At 37.1% G+C, this 18,519-nt stretch carries 19 protein-coding genes; 7 read left to right on the top strand and 12 right to left on the bottom strand.

Annotated features, from left to right (window positions below):
• Window positions 1-162: 162 nt before the first annotated feature.
• Window positions 163-750, bottom strand: coding sequence for a hypothetical protein (locus tag AAHI99_RS03645; protein WP_342228309.1), 588 nt, complete (start codon window positions 748-750; stop codon window positions 163-165).
• A 129-nt stretch (window positions 751-879) separates the two neighbouring features.
• Here AAHI99_RS03645 and mutM point away from each other — a divergent pair, with 129 nt between their 5' ends.
• Window positions 880-1,695 (top strand): bifunctional DNA-formamidopyrimidine glycosylase/DNA-(apurinic or apyrimidinic site) lyase, encoded by an 816-nt coding sequence (mutM, locus tag AAHI99_RS03640; protein ID WP_342228308.1) that lies wholly within the window; start codon window positions 880-882, stop codon window positions 1,693-1,695.
• Window positions 1,696-1,706: 11 nt separating this feature from the next.
• Here mutM and AAHI99_RS03635 read toward each other — a convergent pair whose 3' ends face one another.
• The 6 genes from AAHI99_RS03635 to AAHI99_RS03610 all read right to left on the bottom strand — a co-directional run bounded on the left by AAHI99_RS03635 (window position 1,707) and on the right by AAHI99_RS03610 (window position 7,558).
• Window positions 1,707-2,648: a phosphotransferase gene (locus AAHI99_RS03635; RefSeq protein ID WP_342228307.1), complete on the bottom strand. Its 942-nt coding sequence runs from the start codon at window positions 2,646-2,648 to the stop codon at window positions 1,707-1,709.
• Window positions 2,645-3,295 (bottom strand): CatB-related O-acetyltransferase, encoded by a 651-nt coding sequence (locus AAHI99_RS03630; protein WP_342228306.1) that lies wholly within the window; start codon window positions 3,293-3,295, stop codon window positions 2,645-2,647. Before AAHI99_RS03630 ends, AAHI99_RS03635 begins: the two co-directional genes overlap by 4 nt.
• 60 nt (window positions 3,296-3,355) lie before the next feature.
• Window positions 3,356-5,470, bottom strand: a complete 2,115-nt coding sequence (locus AAHI99_RS03625) for a hypothetical protein (protein WP_342228305.1) — start codon at window positions 5,468-5,470, stop codon at window positions 3,356-3,358.
• Between the two features lie 200 nt (window positions 5,471-5,670).
• Window positions 5,671-5,826, bottom strand: coding sequence for a hypothetical protein (locus AAHI99_RS03620; protein ID WP_342228304.1), 156 nt, complete (start codon window positions 5,824-5,826; stop codon window positions 5,671-5,673).
• Window positions 5,827-6,100: 274 nt separating this feature from the next.
• Window positions 6,101-6,940, bottom strand: coding sequence for a hypothetical protein (locus tag AAHI99_RS03615; protein WP_342228303.1), 840 nt, complete (start codon window positions 6,938-6,940; stop codon window positions 6,101-6,103).
• 195 nt (window positions 6,941-7,135) lie between these two features.
• Window positions 7,136-7,558: a response regulator gene (locus tag AAHI99_RS03610; protein ID WP_342228302.1), complete on the bottom strand. Its 423-nt coding sequence runs from the start codon at window positions 7,556-7,558 to the stop codon at window positions 7,136-7,138.
• 497 nt (window positions 7,559-8,055) lie between these two features.
• On the opposite strand from AAHI99_RS03610, the gene AAHI99_RS03605 reads away from it, so the two are divergent.
• From AAHI99_RS03605 to folE, 4 genes are all read left to right on the top strand, one after another.
• On the top strand, window positions 8,056-9,102 hold the full coding sequence (locus AAHI99_RS03605) for a methionine ABC transporter ATP-binding protein (RefSeq protein ID WP_342228301.1): 1,047 nt from the start codon (window positions 8,056-8,058) through the stop codon (window positions 9,100-9,102).
• Window positions 9,080-9,733 carry a methionine ABC transporter permease gene (locus tag AAHI99_RS03600; RefSeq protein WP_342228300.1) on the top strand — a complete coding sequence of 218 codons (654 nt, stop codon included), beginning with the start codon at window positions 9,080-9,082 and terminating at the stop codon, window positions 9,731-9,733. Before AAHI99_RS03605 ends, AAHI99_RS03600 begins: the two co-directional genes overlap by 23 nt.
• 103 nt (window positions 9,734-9,836) lie before the next feature.
• A complete protein-coding gene (locus AAHI99_RS03595) occupies window positions 9,837-10,649 on the top strand; it encodes a MetQ/NlpA family ABC transporter substrate-binding protein (protein WP_342228299.1) in 813 nt (270 codons plus the stop codon).
• Window positions 10,650-10,681: 32 nt separating this feature from the next.
• A complete protein-coding gene (folE, locus tag AAHI99_RS03590; protein ID WP_342228298.1) occupies window positions 10,682-11,221 on the top strand; it encodes a GTP cyclohydrolase I FolE in 540 nt (179 codons plus the stop codon).
• 118 nt (window positions 11,222-11,339) lie between these two features.
• Here folE and AAHI99_RS03585 read toward each other — a convergent pair whose 3' ends face one another.
• Entirely contained in the window at window positions 11,340-12,773 is a 1,434-nt protein-coding gene (locus AAHI99_RS03585; RefSeq protein ID WP_342228297.1) for an ArnT family glycosyltransferase, read from the bottom strand.
• A 238-nt stretch (window positions 12,774-13,011) separates the two neighbouring features.
• On the opposite strand from AAHI99_RS03585, the gene AAHI99_RS03580 reads away from it, so the two are divergent.
• Window positions 13,012-13,524 carry a hypothetical protein gene (locus AAHI99_RS03580; protein ID WP_342228296.1) on the top strand — a complete coding sequence of 171 codons (513 nt, stop codon included), beginning with the start codon at window positions 13,012-13,014 and terminating at the stop codon, window positions 13,522-13,524.
• 101 nt (window positions 13,525-13,625) lie between these two features.
• Window positions 13,626-14,528: a lipid A hydroxylase LpxO gene (gene lpxO / locus AAHI99_RS03575; RefSeq protein WP_342228295.1), complete on the top strand. Its 903-nt coding sequence runs from the start codon at window positions 13,626-13,628 to the stop codon at window positions 14,526-14,528.
• An 18-nt stretch (window positions 14,529-14,546) separates the two neighbouring features.
• Here the strand turns inward: lpxO and AAHI99_RS03570 are convergent, their stop codons facing one another.
• From AAHI99_RS03570 to tmk, 4 genes are read right to left on the bottom strand one after another with little or no spacing between them, the layout of a single operon-like run.
• Window positions 14,547-16,049 carry an adenosine deaminase gene (locus AAHI99_RS03570; RefSeq protein ID WP_342228294.1) on the bottom strand — a complete coding sequence of 501 codons (1,503 nt, stop codon included), beginning with the start codon at window positions 16,047-16,049 and terminating at the stop codon, window positions 14,547-14,549.
• A 44-nt stretch (window positions 16,050-16,093) separates the two neighbouring features.
• A complete protein-coding gene (locus tag AAHI99_RS03565) occupies window positions 16,094-16,876 on the bottom strand; it encodes a TatD family hydrolase (RefSeq protein WP_342228293.1) in 783 nt (260 codons plus the stop codon).
• A complete protein-coding gene (holB, locus tag AAHI99_RS03560; protein WP_342228292.1) occupies window positions 16,870-17,847 on the bottom strand; it encodes a DNA polymerase III subunit delta' in 978 nt (325 codons plus the stop codon). The genes AAHI99_RS03565 and holB overlap by 7 nt, the downstream gene beginning before the upstream one ends.
• On the bottom strand, window positions 17,840-18,496 hold the full coding sequence (gene tmk, locus AAHI99_RS03555; protein ID WP_342228291.1) for a dTMP kinase: 657 nt from the start codon (window positions 18,494-18,496) through the stop codon (window positions 17,840-17,842). The genes holB and tmk overlap by 8 nt, the downstream gene beginning before the upstream one ends.
• Between the last annotated feature and the right edge of the window lie 23 nt (window positions 18,497-18,519).

The raw sequence follows: 18,519 nt of genomic DNA, 5'->3' as shown, positions 1-18,519 counted from the left end.
ATAATATTAATTTATAATATATCAAGAGTTAAGGAAACAGGGAGTTATTTTTCCTCAAGAGAAAGATGAACATACAAGTAAGCTTGAACTAGTTATGCAAAAAAATCCACACCCAATTAGATCCTAATATGCTATCTACACCGCTCATCATCCCACATTAATTTATTTAGGGGAATTTGTTTTTTGCTCTTTCGTATTGTTTTGTTCAGGAGTAAGGGTATCTCCAGAAGAATTATTAGCTTGAAAGAAAGAAGAACTAGATGCAATGTTTATTCGATTGACAGGATTTTCTGGTGGTCTAGCAGGTATAACCTCGTTGTTAGCAGCTAGCGTTTGCCTAGCTTGTATCCAGCTTGTATTTTTAAATTGAAAGTAATGTTTGCACCAATTAATTGCCTTTTCTGACAAATCAATACCAATGAAAGAACGAGGTTTTTTATAACGTATGATAAAAGAACCGCCACCGCCACGCCCACTACCCACTTCCATAACGTCTTTGTTTTGCAATTCAAGACTTTGAATAACAAAATGGTATAATTGAATAAAATATCGGAAGGGTTCATCCTCAGGCTCTAAATATAAGGATTGCTTATTATGTTGATCCTCGTATCCATAATTCATAAATAAAAACTGACCTAGTTTGTCTCTGGATACAATTTTATTGTAAAGTCCCCGCCATAATTTTTGACGTAAACGTAGTGATCGATCGGTCAATGTTATAAATAATAGAGTAACCCAGCTAATTTTCATTTTAGTTTCCTAATTACAACTGAACACAGGACAAGCAGATGAAACAATTTCTCCATCATTTTGTAAAGAAAATTAGTTAGCGAGCACTAAATTTGCTATTATCCTTGAAAAGATAAATTATCGCTTTCTATGCCTGAATTGCCTGAAGTTGAAACCACGTTGCGGGGTATACAAACTCCAATACAAAATCAAATTATACAAAAATTTCTGATCCGTCGGCCTAGTTTGCGTTGGCCTATTCCGTCGCAAGATTTACAGCAATTAGTCGGTCTCACCATTACGCAAGTTACCCGCCGCGGAAAATACCTTTGTGTAGCTACGGCTCAAGGTAACATTATTATTCATCTTGGTATGTCTGGACGACTGAGGATCTTGGATGAATGCGTTACTCCTGGGAAACACGATCATGTCGATATTCTTTTGAATAATGGCACCCTACTCCGTTTTACTGATCCGCGTCGGTTTGGGGCACTGCTCTATACGAATGAAGATCCTAAACGGCACCCATTGTTAAAAAATTTGGGTGTTGAACCACTTAGTCGCCAATTTTCTGCATTCTATTTAAGACAACAATTGGCTAAAAAACAATTACCCATCAAATCGGCAATTATGGATCAGCGCGTTGTGGTGGGCGTGGGTAATATATATGCTACCGAAGCGTTATTTATGGCTAAAATAAATCCCTTGAAGCCTGCCAAAACATTATTACTTTGCGATTTAAAGCTATTAGTCAGTGCTATTAAAGCTATTTTACGTTTAGCAATTAAAAAAGGGGGTACTAGTTTAAAAGATTTTTTAAATAGTGAAGGGAAACCTGGATATTTTACGCAGCACTTAAACGTGTATGGTCGTGCTGGACTCCCCTGTTTACAATGTCAATCTACACTACAACTTGCACGTATTGGCCAACGCAGCAGTGTGTATTGTCAACAATGCCAGCGTTAATAAAGCAACGTTTAATTAATTTTCAGAAATAAATCTGGATTAATTCTTTTAATCGACGCCAACGCTTCTTTGATTAAAGGTTTATCTTCGGTCGCATGACCATACAATACTAATGTAAATCCCGTATATAAACCGAGAAATCGTGCATATTGCCAAGTCATTGGATCGACAGGACCGTACAATTGCAGAAATTCCTGATGGCAGCTTGCTGGAAAAAAGCTCCAAATTACGGCTAAATCAACCGCTTTATGACTGATAGCCACATCACCCCAATCGATAATCCCCGTTAATCGTTTATTCTTAAAAATAAGATGACGACAATATAAATCACCATGAATTAAACAATGCTCGTTGGCTGGTAATTTTATTTTTTGTATTAAGTTAAGTTCTTGCTGAAAGCATTGAGCATTTAGTTTATAAATAGTTAAGCCCAAGATTTTTTGGACACGTTCTTGTAAAATTGCTATGGATTTTTGAATATGCGTCCGATCAAATATGGGAACTTTAGCCCCTATATTTGCGACATGTTTACTATCAATAGCATGTAATTGACTTAAAAATTCGGTTAAGGGCTTTAGACTTGCGATACGCTGCGGCAAGGTTAAATCCGCCCTTTCAGCGGCTACTCCGGGTATCAATGCGTAACCATGGAAGGGATAAGGAAAACCTTTACTTGGACAACCGATAAATTCAGGATTAGGAATTTGTAATGTGATATACGACTGCAAATTTTTTAACACCTGATTTTCTTGTTCAATCAATGCTACCGCTATTTTTCGACGCGGAAAGCGAAAAATAATTTTTTGATTAACTAAAAAAACTAGATTATCCCAACCTGCATCAACACAGATTATTTCTTTTAAAGGTGAAAGTTCAGGAAACTGTGTTGCTAAACAGTTTTTTACTTGCGCTTCATTAATAATGATATCAGCGTGCCAGGCTTCATGACTCATATGTTTTTATGTAGCATAAATTTGAGTGCAGCAAAATCTCCTTGCGTAATGGCTGCTAAATTGTCAGTAATTTTTTCTATTGACCAATTCCACCAGGCTAATTTTAATAAAAATTCAATATTTTCTTCGGAAAAACGATAGCGTATAAGTTTGGCAGGATTTCCCCCGACTATAGAATAAGCATCGACATCTTTAGTGACTAAGGCATTGCTACCAATAATGGCACCATGACCAATGTTAATCCCTTGCATGATAGTAGCTGAGTTACCTAGCCATACGTCATGACCAATAACAGTATCTCCTTTACTGACCACATTCATGCTCGCAGAACTCCAATCCTTGCCAAATACTTTAAAAGGATACGTAGAAATTCCATCCATAGCATGATTGGAACCATTCATGATAAAACGAACACCGCTAGCGATTTGGCAAAACTTGCCAATAATTAACTTATCTTGCATGAAGTCAAATAGATATAAGACATTTTTTTCGAAGTGATGAATATCGTCTGGATCATCGTAATAGGTATAATCACCGATGATGATTTGTGGATGCGAAATAATGTTTTTTAGGAAACAGGTTCTAGTGACACCCGGTATTGGGTAAATGCTGTTTTTATCTGGATAAGCTTTCGTTGACTTAGACATAGATTTTGCTTTTCTCTGCAAAAATCTTAACATTAAGTCTAAGTCAACGCTAGTTGCTTATCAATGAGTAGCTGCGGGAGCTAGTCGAGAGTTTGCTTCTACTGTTGAACTATTACTACCTTTAGGAATAGGAAAAAGCGTCTGGCCTATAAGAGCAGAATAGCCACCGTTATTAAAAAGCCCATTATCAGATCTAGTAGGACTAGGAAGACCATTCGATGGTTCCTCTATTGGAAAACCATTTAAATTTAAGTTCCTTTGATTTGGCTCAAAATTATTTATAGACGCAGATGGCTCAGTTTTAACCTTCGTATTAAAATTTTCCACTTCTTCAATAATTTTTGCTGTTTGTCGGGATCTGAACTCTTTGTTCAGATCGGGTTCAGACATATTTCCACAAAAAGAATTAAGGGAACAAGATATCATGCCTGCAAATGACGAAGGAGAACCATCGTAAACTAACACTCCATTACCAACGGCATTAACAGTCAGTGCTGAGAAATCATTAGAAGCAGCTGAAGGATTTATGATAGCATTTTTTAGCTTATTAACAGATAAACAAATAAAAGCCATTTGTGCAATATAAGCTACAACTCCCATAACGATAGCGCCGGTTGCCCCAATAAAGGCTGATAAATCAATGCCAGCGGTATAACGAAAGTAAGCCAAACCGCCTAACGCAACAGGGAGTAATAACAACAAAATAACTAAACCGATTATATCACGTGCGTTTAAATTTCTTAAGTCTGCAACCCAATTTTTGCAACTTTCATAGGCATATTTGCACAGTGGTACAAAACCCAGATTTAACGCAGCCACTTTTTTTAAGATATCTAAAGAAGCTGTCAACACAGCGACTGTCAAGGCAATGCCAACAGCTCCGGCTAAGACACCCGCAATAATCAGTGGTAAGGGTGGCCAGACTAGGGCGAGTATCGGTAATATCGTGGCAAGCTTAGTAAATAGACTTAAAATAGTAATATAAGTTAAGGCCACAGTCCCTGCACCTACCGTTAGCGACGAAAATGTAATCAGCGGTATTAATAGATATTTATAATTTGCAGAAAATTGTTTGCGATTTCCATTATTGTCAATAAATTCACTTATACCTGCTTTTTTTACCAAGTTAAGAAGAAAACCAGGAAAATTCTTTGAAAAAAAACCAAAATTAGCTGTAAAACCAAATATGCCTGTTAAGAGTCCTAAGGTAATAGCGCTAAATAGCAAAGCTAAGCCAGGAGTGAGTAAAAGCCCTAGTGAATAAACAGTCGCGCCCATAACTAATCCACATACTAATGATATAGCAATACCAGTGAAGCGACGATTAAATGTAAGAGCAACTAAAATAGTAAATATTCCCAAGGAAATAGCGAGTGCTAAAAAACTAGGCCCCAGTAAATAAATAGCACCACCAGTTGTTAGACCGCAAGCTATGGATGCAAGGAGAGCCACTATCTTACCGGTATATTTGATGATTTTTTTCTTGATATTCGGGGTTTGATGAGCTGAAATCTCTTCAAGTTTTTTTTCAACTTTTTGTTGTATATTGGATGGCTCTTCGTTACTAAGTTTAAAGTGATAATTTAAGCTTCTAATTCGTTTAGAAACAAATTTCGATAAAGCTTTTTTAGTGCTCAATTTTTCAAAGCGAGTAACAAAAATTCTTTTTTTTCTTTCTTTCTTTTTTTTATTTTCTTCTTTTGTTTCTATAACGAAATCACTTTGCTGGCAAAGAATAAAAACCAGGCTTTGTAGACCGATATTGATTGCATAGCGCTCGTTTTTATCGACTGTTGATTTAGACTTTGTTTCTTGACGTAATTTTTTCTCAGCTTCCGATTTTTGTGAAGAATTTAAACTGTCATTCTCTGGGTTGTCTTTCCATATTATTAAATTTTCATGTACATCTATTAATTTATTTTTAAGTTCCTGAATATTCTGTATACGTTCAATCTTTGCATTATCAATATAAATTTGAAGTTGAGTGGCCAAAAATTTTTTAAATATAGGGTCTGAACTAAATTTAGGACTTATGGGAATTTTTTTGGTAGAGTTTTTTAAAAACTTATGCCATTCATCTTTAATTAAGTGACCTAGTTTGGCTAAATTAGCCACTGTAAGATCGTTGCTGCCTAGTAAAGCATTTGTTACTGATCCGACATCGTTTTTTGACATTAAAAACCTCGCTGTAATAATCAATTTAAATTTCTTGAATCAAGATTAATTACCTGGCACTTACTTAGTGTAGTCTCCCTAGCTTAAGATAAAATTAAACCTTTCTTAGCAAGGCTTGATGATTGCATAAAACTTAGGAATTTTGAGTGCTAAAGTAATGAAATAAGTTATTATTTCGAATAAATTATCTCTGCAATAATCTACTTAGATAGCGTACAAGAGGTGGAAGTTCGACAGGTTTCTGTTGTTAATAAGTGGATATTTACAACTTGATTAGTTGGAATGGATGCGAATATAGGGACAGCAGGCTTAAGTTGTGTGTATTCAAGCCTTTCTCTAAATTCTGGCTCTGGCATAATAATTTCCCTCACATTTTTAAATCTTTATTCAAATAGCGATTTATTATTATTATCAATTTAAATAAATTTAAGCACGTTAAAAAAAAATCTGCAATAGATAATTTTAATTAATCTCTTATAATTGAAGTCATATTAATTCCCAGATAGCATAGTATATGCCAAGGTATCTATGTATTTGGTGCATTAACTTATTCCAAAGAAACATTATTTTTTTATAAAAAAATAATTTATTTAAAAAAATATTTGATAGAAAGCTTATATTAATTAAATTTTAATTAATAGTTTCTTTTTTATATCGATAGACACTGATAGAGGGTAAAAAAGCCATGGATTCTATTTGCTTATCAATACGCATTTTACGATTTTGCATACGGGGTTTACTAAAACATACCGTAGGATTTGGTAATTGTTGATCATGCAAATAAAATAAAGGTAAAGCGGTTCGAATATCTTCGTAAGCTGAACAATTGTTTTCTTTAAATGCACCGATATTCACTACCCAACCTGGCTTAATATCTCGATGTTTAATCAGTTTAGTTTGATGAGATAAACCGTTCAATTTTAATTTTTGTATATCAATATGTAAGCCCTGCCCTGCTTTCTCCAACAATTTTTCTGAGGCTTGTTTTGATAATTGTTTACTCGTGGTGTGTTTGCCTTTAGTCCATGCGATACGGCGCGGATGATAGTTAATATAAATAATATGCCGAAAAACCTGTTTAAGTTTAATTCCTGGATAGCCAGCATACGCCAAGGTATCACGAACAAATTTGGTAATATCTTGCTGTGTGCTTTGCTGACAGGCACGTACAAGTTCTCTAAAAGTGGTTTTTATCTGGTTAAGCTCATTAATAAGCATTAAGGTATGTTGCGTCCCAGCTACGACGCCTGGGCATTTGAAGGTTTCTTGGGGAGATAAACCTTGTGTGGGCCCAAAGTTTCCTAAAGCAAAAATGACTTTATCGCGATTTGTAATAAAATCTCCGGCGCCATTGTCTACCCATAGCGGTAATTCACTGAGCTCGTTTTGAATATGTGCGTTACACTTATTAAGTGTTTGCAATAAAGCCGTAAAGCAGCTAATGAATTTCGGCGCAAAATCTATTAACACACTTCCTCCTTGCAAGGAAAAAATACTTATAGTTTATCCCATAACCAACTATAAAATACTACATTACTATTATATTTAAACTTGTTTATTTAACATAGTTTAAATCAAACTTAGTTACGTTGTATTTTTTGTTTAATTAATTTTTCTAATTGGTTATGGGATAAACTATAAGTAGTACACCTCATTAATTAATTTTTAATTAAATCGAGATAATTTTTCGATTCGAGAATGACAAAAATCAATCGCTCTCGCTAAGGTTTGCTTGTTAAACGGTTTAATAAATACCACATCGGCACCCAAATAGAGACACTTTTGCTGCATAGGACCATCGGCATGAGCCGTAGCAACAATAAGGGGTGTTCGATGATTGGTCTCAAGCTCACGTGTTGCGCGAATGACTAACTCACCGGATTGATCAGGCAATCCCAAATCTAACACGATAAGATTATAAACATACTGCTCTATGTGATTAATCGCTGTTTCAGCATCGGACACGACTTCGACGGTATATCCCAATTCAGAAAGACAATGACTTTGAACTTTTTGGCAAAAAATATCATCCTCGATCAATAAAGCAGAACGTTCTTTTAAGGCGGGTTGTTTTTCTAGATTGCTCATAAGATCATCCATTAATTTTTAATTTTATTTTTTTAATGCAATACAATATGTTTTATTATCAACAAGGAATTAATAATAAAACATATTGTAATAAATTTTATAATACCGTTGTTGGTAATAATTATCTACTATTTTTAAGCTAATTTAAAGTAAATTTATCTTACTAGGATATAGATTATGTACTTTAAAGATTAGTGTCAAGTCATTAAAACATTTTTTTATAATTTTTTTCCATACAAGTTTTTAAAAAAAATTAAATATAAAAATTTTTTTTTATTTAAAAAAATGATAGAAGTTTAAAACTTCATTTTGAAAAATACCTTAAAAGTTGTCTGACTTAGATTAATTCAGCTTAAACTACGGATTTGAGCAAAACGTTGATTCAGTTAGAAACTGTATGATAGCAAGCGAAATTAACAAATCCTCTTGCGTTATTTATCTAAGTATCGATAATACCTTTAAGCAATGCCTTTTTAGCGGAATATGACCTATTAAAGATGATAAAACTTATTAATATCTCAAAAATTTATAATAGTTTAGTCGCGCCTATCTATGCTCTACGCGACATAAACCTGACTATTTGTCCAGGAGAAATATTTGGTATTGTGGGTCAAAGTGGTGCCGGCAAAAGTACGTTAGTGCGCTGTATCAATCTTTTAGAACGTCCTAGCTTAGGACAAGTCTGGATAGCTGAACAAGAATTAACCTCAATGAAAGCCGCTGATTTACGCTTAGTGCGACGTCAGATAGGTATGATATTTCAACAATTTAATTTACTTGCAGCCAAAACAGTGTATGAAAATATTGCCTTACCGTTAAAGTTTGCACATTATTCGCCATCGAAAATCCACGCGACGATTGCTCCTTTGTTACACCTTACTGGCTTAAGTGATAAACAACACGCTTATCCAGCACAGCTTAGTGGTGGACAAAAACAACGTGTTGCTATTGCACGCGCACTTGCCAGCCAACCCAAGGTATTACTTTGTGATGAAGCGACATCGGCGCTCGATCCACAGACTACACAAACGATTCTCCAATTATTAAAGGATATTAACCAGCGTTTAGGGATTACCATCGTATTAATTACGCATCAAGTTGATGTTGTAAAAAGTATCTGCGACCGTGTTGCATTACTGGATCAAGGGTCGATCCTTGAAGTCGCTGATGTGGTCAGTTTTTTTACGGCACCAAAAGCTGATTTAGCCAAGAAATTTGTGAGTTTATCGTTAAAACATGAACTCCCCCCTTTATTACAAAAACGACTCAGTATGCAAAAAAAACTAAATAGCCATGCAGTTCTTCGGATCATATTTCAGGGACAAGCCGCGGCAGAACCTTTAATAGCCCATGTGATGCGTGAAATGGGTATTCATCTGAATATCTTACAAGCCAATATTGAATGTCTTAAACAAACAATTTTAGGTATCATGGTAGTTGAGGTCATGGGTGATCAAACTCCCTTACCTTTAGGTATCGATTATTTAACTGATAAAGGACTTCATGTAGAGATTATGGGCTATGTCGACGAATCTATTGTTTGAATTACTCCTATCTACCGGCGAAACACTCTATATGGTGTTCGTCTCAGGATTGCTGGCTATGCTACTGGGATTACCTTTAGGTGTGTTGTTATTTAGCACGCGACAAACCAATTTATTACCGATGCCCTTACTTAATAAAAGTTTATCCTTAATGGTTAATATGGCACGTTCAATTCCGTTTATCATTTTAATGTTAGCCATCATTCCTATTACACGCTTGTTAGTCGGTACTTCGATTGGCACTAGCGCCGCTATCGTTCCACTTAGCTTAGCGGCCATACCTTTCTTTGCGCGTATGATAGAAAATAATCTCAACCAGTTACCTCCGGGTTTAATTGAGACAGGGTTAGCAATGGGAGCTACCACTTGGCAATTAATCCCTGCTATTTTGTTGACAGAAGCCCTACCCGGTATGGTAGGTACACTAACGACCACGCTCATTACTTTAATTGGCTATTCTGCTATGGCAGGAGCCGTTGGCGGAGGGGGTTTAGGTGATTTAGCCATACGTTATGGTTATCAACGTTTTGATGCCAGTATCATGATCATGACTATAGTGATCCTCATTGTTTTAGTACAAGGCATTCAGCATTTGGGAGATTATTGGGCAAAACGCTTAAATCATCATTAAACCCGATTGCTGTGCAGTTTGTGCACGCAATGACAAAAATAAGCTGCACTTACCATGACGCAGTGATTGCTAAAATTTTATTAGTGTTTCGGATATATTAACTATGATAAAAAAAACTTCTCATTTCATATTGCGCTGTCTATTACTAAGTAGTTTATTCGGCCTGAGTGCTTGCCAGCATCGTGAAAACTCACAACAAATTCGTTTAGGTACGATTAGTGGGCCAGAAACAGAACTCATGCAAGTCGCCAAACAAGTAGCACAACGAGATTATGGTTTACAAATAAAAATTATTGAATTCTCCGATTATTCGCTACCCAATCGAGCGCTAAACGACGGTAATCTTGATGCCAATCTATTTCAGCATCAAGCTTTTTTAAACGACGAAATTCATAACCGAGCTTATGCATTAACTCCGATAGCCAAAGCGTTTATTTATCCTATGGCTATCTACTCAGCAAAAATCCAGCATTTAAATGAATTAAAACCGCATGCTATCGTGGCCATACCTAATGATCCAAGCAATGAAGCACGCGCTTTATTATTGTTAAGTTCAGCCGGATTATTGACACTTGATACACACAAAGGCACCTACATGACGCCTAACGACATCCAACTTAATCCTAAACACTTAGCTATCAAAGAGCTAGATGCTGCACAATTACCGCGTGTACTCGCTGATGTCGATTTGGCGGTTATTAATGCTAACTATGCTGCGTTAGCCCATCTCTACCCGCAACAAAATGCACTATTTAGTGAAAGTAAAACCTCCCCTTATGCTAATCTTTTAGTGGTAAAACTAAGCGATAAAAATAACCCGAAGTTTATTAATCTAATTAAGGCCATACACTCTCCTGAAGTATTAGCCGCCGCCGCTAGATTATTTCATGGTACAGCCGTTCCAGCTTGGAAGTAGTTACAAAACTAAACGTAATAAGAAAATAAATAATGGAAAAGCATATTAAAGCAATTTTAAGCGCACTCGGAGAAGACCCGGAACGAGAAGGTTTAAAAAATACACCGTTGCGCGTAGCCAAATCCTTACGTTATTTAACCAGTGGTTCACGTGAATCTTTAGATATCCTGCTAAATGGTGCGGTATTTCATTCGACAATGGAAGAAATGATCTTAGTCAAAGACATTGAATTATATTCCTTATGTGAACATCACTTATTGCCTTTTATTGGTGTCTGTCATATTGCCTATATTCCGAACGGAAAAATCATCGGTTTATCAAAAATACCGCGTATTATTAATTTTTATGCACGACGCTTACAAATTCAAGAAAATTTAACCCGTCAAATTGCCGATACTTTGATGAAAGTATTAAATGCCAAAGGTGTTGCCATCATTATTGAAGCCAAACATTTATGTATGATGATGCGTGGTGTTGAAAAACAAAAGGCTTCGATGAAAACCTCGGTGATGCTGGGTTTATTCCGAGAAGATTTACGCACGCGATCGGAGTTTTTAAGCTTAGTTGTCTAATACTCTTCGCACTTGAATTTTTTTCTGTGTGCTACTCAACTCGCAATCCTCATTTTTATTATGTATACCAGATTGCTGCATGGACGCAGCACTTGCCAAAAATTCAATTGCTGTGAGTCTATTTACTTTTAAAATATTTTAAATAAAAAAAGCTTGGCGTATGCGGTAAATATGGGGGATCAATCCAATAGGTATCATTAATTGGTCGCAATATTTTTTGTCGATAAACGAGATAATTAAATTTTGTACCAATCAAATAATAAAAAGTAGCCTGCTCATAATGCAAAGTATGCAAAGCAACGCGTTGAAAATAAGGCTTATAATCGTTATACACCAGTGGTGTGCGTGAAAAGATTAAAAAGTTTTTATTTTTAAAATGTTTGAAATTAGTAATTAAATCATCTTCACGACCATGATAAGACCCTTTTAAAAATACCGATGCATAATGATTCGTATCGAAAAAAAATAAACAAGCGTCCGCATAGTTAGGACTTGCATAAATATAATCCAGCGAATATTTTTCTTTTAACAAGTCATTAATGGTTTTATGATGAAAAAAATAAACGATCTTATTATAGTTTAAACCCAGAACATGACGGTCTTGCACCGATTTAAGAGGAATAAGCAATAAGCTAACAATCAGAATGAGCTGTACTCCACTCCAATAAACGGTAAATTTTAATAATTTTCTTAGTTTTTCACCGCTTAAATACTGACCCGCCCAAACATAAATTAACGGAATAAACGCAAGCGGCCAATGTAAACCTATCGGTTTAAAACTACTGAGCAGAAAAAATAACAGCAAGGGTATAAAAGAGAAGTAAAATAACGCCTGCTGTTTTAATTGCTGCTTTGGGAATTTGGCCAACGCGAACACTAATGGCGGCGTAATTAGATACAATAAAATAAGCACATAGGCTAAAATGGTTTTGAAACTAAAGCCCATATCATTATTTCGATTGTAAATATTAAATAAAATATTTGACCAATCATGATGATAATTCCAATAGATATTCTGCACGACAAAAGGCAGTGTGAATAAAGCCAATAAACCTAAACCAATGAGACGCGCCCGGTTTGGTGCAATAAAAAGAAAATACACCGCATAGGCTAAGCCTAATAGGCATGCAAAATATTTTGAGAAAAAAGCGAGTCCTAAAAACAATCCGCCTAAAGCAAACCAATTCCATGCATCATTATTTTTTAAAGCTTGTAAGACGCACATCACCGACAAAAACGAAAATATAAATAAGGGTGTATCAGTAGTCACAATAATATTAAATAGACTAATCGGCGCAACCATTAATAGAATGCTAGCGATAGCCGCTCGCTCTGGATCCTCTTTTTTGAGAAAAAGATAGGTTACGACACCTAATAATAGACTGCTGAAGATGGCCGGTAAGCGCAGCGTCAAGGCATGATGACCGAAATGCAACAACGGGTATAAAACAAACCCAATCATGGGTGGATGATCATATCCGCCGCCACTAAGATAAGCGCCCCAAATGGCATAATAGGCTTCATCCGCCGTAATGGGAATAAACCAGGCCAAAAGGAATTTAACCGTCAGTACGCATAAAAGCGCGAGTGTGACGCTAAGCGTAGGAGAAAAAGAGTGTTTCACTTGTTATTTTTAGTAGATATTTGAAAGAAAAGAAACTATGCCGATACTAACCTTAGACCCGAATAAAAACAAGATACCTATTCTAAAAGTCACTTTAATTTCTAAGTATATATGATTTATATGTTAATATAATTCGCACCATCACGAGAAAAAATAGGAGTTTATTATGGATAATAAAGATACAAAAATAATTCTATTTCCTGAAAATAGCAATTCACAAGACGCGTTGGGTAGAACACCATTACATGACTTTGCTATGGGAAAGGGGGTAATTGGTCCTATGACTAGTGACTATGCTGCTGCAGCGATAGTCACGATCAATTTTTTGGAACAATTGGAACAAAATGGCGCGAGGTTTGATATTAAGGATATTTATGGGAAGACTCCACTTGATTATGCTTTGATGTATCCTATTCATCCTTTGTTAGCAAAGGAATATATTCGACTTTCATTAAAACAAAACCCAAATTTAGCTCAACCTGCGATTTTGGATGAACCCGAAAAGAAAGAGTTGTTAGAATGTTGGAAAAATTGCCAAAAAGAAGTTAGCGCGCCGCTAGAAACCAATTTACCAGAAAACGTTTCCGGTAGTAGTGCTGGATTCTTTCCAACGTCTACTTCATCTAATTCAGACACTTATGTCGAAGGCAATGTGCAAATCAAACCTCAGTTTAATTAATGTCTGGTATACCTACGACATACATTACTTTTACTAGGAAATCGGATTATTGACAGATTTATACAATAACATACTGTTATGAATAGGCTAAGATGTCTTTAATGAAATACATCATTGTTATTTTATTTGCTGGATGTGTTTTTTACATTCATCGTCGCGGAAAACAGCGTTATCCATTTTGGCGCCAGCTTTCCGATCATTCGACTTTTTTCGCGCCGCTGAATGTGTTTATGTACTGCTTTTCGGCGCTGCCTAATACACCCTATCTAAAACTGGAAAATTTTCCTGAATTAGAAATTTTGCGAAAAAATTGGCAGCTGATACGCGAAGAAGGTATGCATCTTTTAGCTCAACAGCATGTTAAAGCGTCCGAAAAGTATGATGATGCCGGATTTAATTCTTTTTTCAGAACCGGTTGGAAACGTTTTTATCTAAAATGGTATAACAGCCACCATCCCTCCGCAGCAATCCACTGCCCGAAAACCACGGCGTTACTAAAAACACTACCTTCAATTAAAGCCGCCATGTTTGCTGAATTACCCGATAAAAGTCGTTTACCTCGTCACCGCGATCCCTATGCGGGCTCATTACGCTATCATTTAGGACTCATGACACCGAATGATGATCGTTGTTATATTAATGTCGACGGCACGCATTATAGTTGGCGGGATGGTAAAGATGTCATCTTTGATGAAACCTATATTCATTATGCAGAAAACACCAGTGGTCAAAACCGACTGATTTTATTTTGTGATATTGAACGACCTTTAAAATATCGTTGGGCACAGCAATTTAATTATTTAGTAGGGCGTTACTTGATGAGCGCTGCGGCTGCGCCAAATGATGCATCGGATCAGACCGGCGCTGTGAATCGCATCTTTAAATATGTTTATTTTATTCGTCGCATCGGCAAACGCATTAAAAAATGGAACAAACCCACTTATTATTTAATTAAATGGACTTTATTTGGCGGCATCGCTTACGCCATCTTTTTTTCAATCTAAACATTTAATTAGCGCTAATTAACATCGATGCTGAATAAATTGCTGTTCGAATTTTAAAAATTGTTGTTCCAATTGCCATTCGCTATTCGCTTTTTCGTTGCTCGCTAAGAAATCTTGGCAACTCGAAGACAACTGGCCGCTGCTTAAACTATTTTTACAGGATAAAACCGGATGTTGATAATGGACATCTTGCCATAAACTCGCTCCGGGTAAAAAACTATAATGGATACTGTTACGGGCTAATTGTTTTAAGGTCAAATAAGAAAAATGATAATTTGTTACCGCAATCTTGAATTGCTCGGTCAGATTAGTTCTTAAAACCCCTTCATCATCCGTCGATAACGCGACGGGTACATGATACTGCCTATACAGTAAGATCGGATGTTGTTGACCTTTAACATTGAGTATGGCTGCGTTACTACTGAGATTAATTTCAACTAATATTTGTTTTTTAGCCATTTCTTGCAATAACTGTAAAGCGTGATCCTCATAACGAATGTCCACACCATGACCAATTCGATTAGCATGCGCACTCTGTATGGCTTCACGGATATGAAAGCGTAAACCACTCATCGGCACCAAACCAGGAACCAATTCGCCCGCATGCAAACTAATCTTAACCTTGGGATAGTGTTGATGTAAAAATCCTATCATGCGCATCTGCAAGGAATAGTCGCGCATGGATATTTTTCCATCTTCCGCTTGCACGAGATTAATGCCAACAATACGTGGATCACGGTTTGCCGCTTCAAAACCGGTTAATAATTGTGCAAAAACTTGTGTGCGCGGCTGCTCACGTAATACTTGATATAAATAACGCAGTTTAAAATCTGGACACAGCTGCTTTCCAGGCCCGTTTAAAAATGATTGCAATGGTTTTTGATAGCTATCTAATTGCTTAGAAATATCCCTTACAATAGGAAGAACCCCTGATTTTAAAAGTTTTTCGCGCAAGCTGACTAAATTATCATCCCAAGCAATCTGACTTCCTAATAATCCGGATTTATCATCATCTGGCATAATCATCAGTTCCAGATAGATTAAATTTTCTCGACACGCCCTTTCCACTGCCTCATTCACCATCTCGGCACGATGTTTCATCAAAATAGGCAAATATTTTATAAACGTCGCAAAAAAATGATCATGTCCTGTTTCTTTCCCCGGACGAAAATGACGCATCGACCAGGCGTCAATCAATTGATTGTATAAAATTGGGAATTGTTGTATCTGCGCAATGCTCAGTTGCTTTGGACAACGGCGATCGCTGTGTACGCTAAAATTATGACTATTGACACACAAAGCATCCTGTTGCGCATAACGCAACATATTCTCCGCCATACTCACACCACCCAGATGATTATGCAAATCACCTCCTTTCGGCATGTCATGCAAAAAACGGCTTAATTTTTTCGGTTGGGTCTGTATCGAATTAAAATTTGCAGCGGTTGCTCGTTCGCTAGCGCTTTCCGCCATACATAGACTACAGCTAACAAGCAATACACAGAAAAATAATACGCGCATTATTTAAAACGTCTCTCTTTAAAAAGTTAACGTCTATCCACTGACTAGTTATGTTGTGCTTGTTTAAATAAAGTAAAAAAATTAGTGGTGGTTTGATTGGCAATATCTTCTAACGAACAATCACGCAATTCAGCTAAATATTCGGCAACGTAACGCACGTAAGCCGGTTGATTAGGTTTACCGCGAAATGGTTGCGGTGCTAAATAAGGTGAATCTGTTTCAATTAACAGGCGTTCCAAAGGTAATGTTTGCGCAATAGCTTTTAACTCAACAGCATTTTTAAACGTTATAATTCCAGAAAAAGATATATAAAAATTTTCTTCAATAGCGGCCTCAGCCATATCTAGATCTTCCGTAAAACAATGCAGTACACCGCCCACCTGCTGCGCATCCTCTTCTATTAAAATACGCAACGTATCGGTGCGCGCTGCTCGAGTATGCACAATCAATGGCTTATTCACCGCAATAGCCGCACGAATATGTTGCCGAAATCGTTGTTGTTGACATTCCTTTTCGGTATTTTCACGGTAATAATCCAAACCCGTCTCGCCGATAGCCACCACTTTAGGATGTTTTGCAAGCTTAGTTAATTCTTCGAATGTCGCTTCTTGAGCGACTTGTTCGGTAGGATGCACGCCGACAGACGCGGAAACATCGGTAAATTGCTCAGCAATCGTTAATACGGCCGGAAAATTGGCTAAATCAATACAGACACAAAGAAAGTGTATCACACCTTGCTCTCTAGCAAACTCCAGACAGGCACTTAGGTCTTTTTTAAAATAATCCAGATCCAATCGATCCAAATGACAATGTGAGTCAACTAACATGATTTACCTTGTAAAGCCCAACGAGAAAACAGATCTTCTAACATTAAGGGTAAGTTCAAGCTGATTTTAGCGGTATGCGCTTGTAATGCCAATAAGCTATCAAAATACTGCAACAAAAAATCCGTCGACATGCGCGCGGCTAAATGCGATAACGCACCCTCTATCGCTAAATATCCGTTCAGTAACTGGCATTTAAGCAATTCGCTGATGACATTCAATAGCGTCGATAATAATTGCCGCGTATCACTTTTCACATACTGTGCTGCACAGTGGACGGGATCCAGTTCTTGATTGAATAATTGCGCTAATGAGGCCAACAAGTCGGTATAAAATGAATAATAATTTTGCTGGGCATAGCTCAATGCAAGTAATGGCGCACCGGCGGATAAACGATAAAGCTTATCGATAGGTGTTGACGCTGGAAGTTGCTGCGCTAACCAAGTCGTCGCCAGCGATTTTTCTGGCGTCGCAAAGCGAATCACTTGGCAACGACTACGAATAGTGGGTAATAAGCACTCAATTTTTTCAGTCAATAAAATAAATAAGGTTCGTTCACTCGGTTCTTCTAAACTTTTTAATAAAGCATGGCTCGCTGCCAGCAATAAGCTATCCGCTGGATTAATTACAATAATTTTGTAGCTTGCTTGACTGGTGTGATTTAATTTTTCTATCACCGCGCGTACTTGATCAATTTTAATGCCCTGACTGGATTTTTCTGTAGCAAGCCAACACAAATCGGGATGGGTTGCCGCGGCCACTAACACACAATCACGACAACGGCCGCACGCTATTTGCTGCACTGGCTGTTTACAGAGTAAGGTTTTAGCAAAATTTGCTGCAAATAAGGTTTTACCCAAACCCGCTTGTCCTACCAGCAATAAAGCATGCGCTAATCGGCCTTCTTGATGACAGTGATACAGCTGCTGCCATTGTTGCGCTTGCCAGGGTAAAGGCGCTGAATAATTATTCATCTGATTTTACCCATAATGCGACTAGTTGCTCCAACACCTGCTTAATTTGTTTTTGTACATCCTTTAATGAACGACTGGCATCAATCACATGATAACAATCCGCCATTTGTTTGGAGCGCTCGAGATAACTGGCCCGTGCGCGCGTAAAGAAATCTTGTTTCTCGGCTTCAATACGGTCTGAGGTTTTTCGACGTTGTGTACGACGTAAGGCAATATCGACCGGTGCATCGAGTAATAAAACGGCATCCACTTTTAAATCTTGTTGTACCCATAACTGCAAACTACGAATAAAGGCCAAATCAATGCCTCTACCGCCGCCTTGGTAAGCATAACTGGTTTCAGTAAATCGATCACAGAGTACCCAATCACCGCGTTGCAAGGCCGGTTTAATGACATAGTGGATATGTTGCGCACGTGCCGCAAAAAATAATAATAGCTCGGATTCAGGAATAATAGTTTCCGGTGAAAAATCGGATTGTAACACTAAAGCACGTATGGCTTCTGCGACTTCCGTACCTCCCGGCTCACGCGTAACGGTCAGCGCGATTCCCGCTTGCTGCAAATAATCGGCGATAAATTTAAGTTGCGTTGACTTTCCTACGCCCTCAATGCCCTCTAAAGTAATAAAGCGCGCTCGATTGATTTGCATAACACATCCAACTGAATATTTCA

Origin of the sequence: Rickettsiella endosymbiont of Rhagonycha lignosa, from assembly GCF_964031165.1 — a bacterium.
Taxonomy (GTDB): domain Bacteria; phylum Pseudomonadota; class Gammaproteobacteria; order Diplorickettsiales; family Diplorickettsiaceae; genus Aquirickettsiella.
Note: the sequence above shows the minus strand (reverse complement) of the source record. Positions and strands in the feature narration are given on the sequence as shown.

Coding starts and splice junctions, on each gene's coding strand:
- AAHI99_RS03630 (WP_342228306.1), bottom strand. CDS start 3,295: ATGTCTAAGTCAACGAAAGCTTATCCAGATAAAAACAGCATTTACCCA.
- AAHI99_RS03645 (WP_342228309.1), bottom strand. CDS start 750: ATGAAAATTAGCTGGGTTACTCTATTATTTATAACATTGACCGATCGA.
- AAHI99_RS03610 (WP_342228302.1), bottom strand. CDS start 7,558: ATGAGCAATCTAGAAAAACAACCCGCCTTAAAAGAACGTTCTGCTTTA.
- AAHI99_RS03635 (WP_342228307.1), bottom strand. CDS start 2,648: ATGAGTCATGAAGCCTGGCACGCTGATATCATTATTAATGAAGCGCAA.
- AAHI99_RS03580 (WP_342228296.1), top strand. CDS start 13,012: ATGGATAATAAAGATACAAAAATAATTCTATTTCCTGAAAATAGCAAT.
- mutM (WP_342228308.1), top strand. CDS start 880: ATGCCTGAATTGCCTGAAGTTGAAACCACGTTGCGGGGTATACAAACT.
- AAHI99_RS03600 (WP_342228300.1), top strand. CDS start 9,080: ATGTCGACGAATCTATTGTTTGAATTACTCCTATCTACCGGCGAAACA.
- holB (WP_342228292.1), bottom strand. CDS start 17,847: ATGAATAATTATTCAGCGCCTTTACCCTGGCAAGCGCAACAATGGCAG.
- lpxO (WP_342228295.1), top strand. CDS start 13,626: ATGAAATACATCATTGTTATTTTATTTGCTGGATGTGTTTTTTACATT.
- AAHI99_RS03565 (WP_342228293.1), bottom strand. CDS start 16,876: ATGTTAGTTGACTCACATTGTCATTTGGATCGATTGGATCTGGATTAT.
- AAHI99_RS03570 (WP_342228294.1), bottom strand. CDS start 16,049: ATGCGCGTATTATTTTTCTGTGTATTGCTTGTTAGCTGTAGTCTATGT.
- AAHI99_RS03605 (WP_342228301.1), top strand. CDS start 8,056: ATGATAAAACTTATTAATATCTCAAAAATTTATAATAGTTTAGTCGCG.
- AAHI99_RS03620 (WP_342228304.1), bottom strand. CDS start 5,826: ATGCCAGAGCCAGAATTTAGAGAAAGGCTTGAATACACACAACTTAAG.
- tmk (WP_342228291.1), bottom strand. CDS start 18,496: ATGCAAATCAATCGAGCGCGCTTTATTACTTTAGAGGGCATTGAGGGC.
- folE (WP_342228298.1), top strand. CDS start 10,682: ATGGAAAAGCATATTAAAGCAATTTTAAGCGCACTCGGAGAAGACCCG.
- AAHI99_RS03595 (WP_342228299.1), top strand. CDS start 9,837: ATGATAAAAAAAACTTCTCATTTCATATTGCGCTGTCTATTACTAAGT.
- AAHI99_RS03625 (WP_342228305.1), bottom strand. CDS start 5,470: ATGTCAAAAAACGATGTCGGATCAGTAACAAATGCTTTACTAGGCAGC.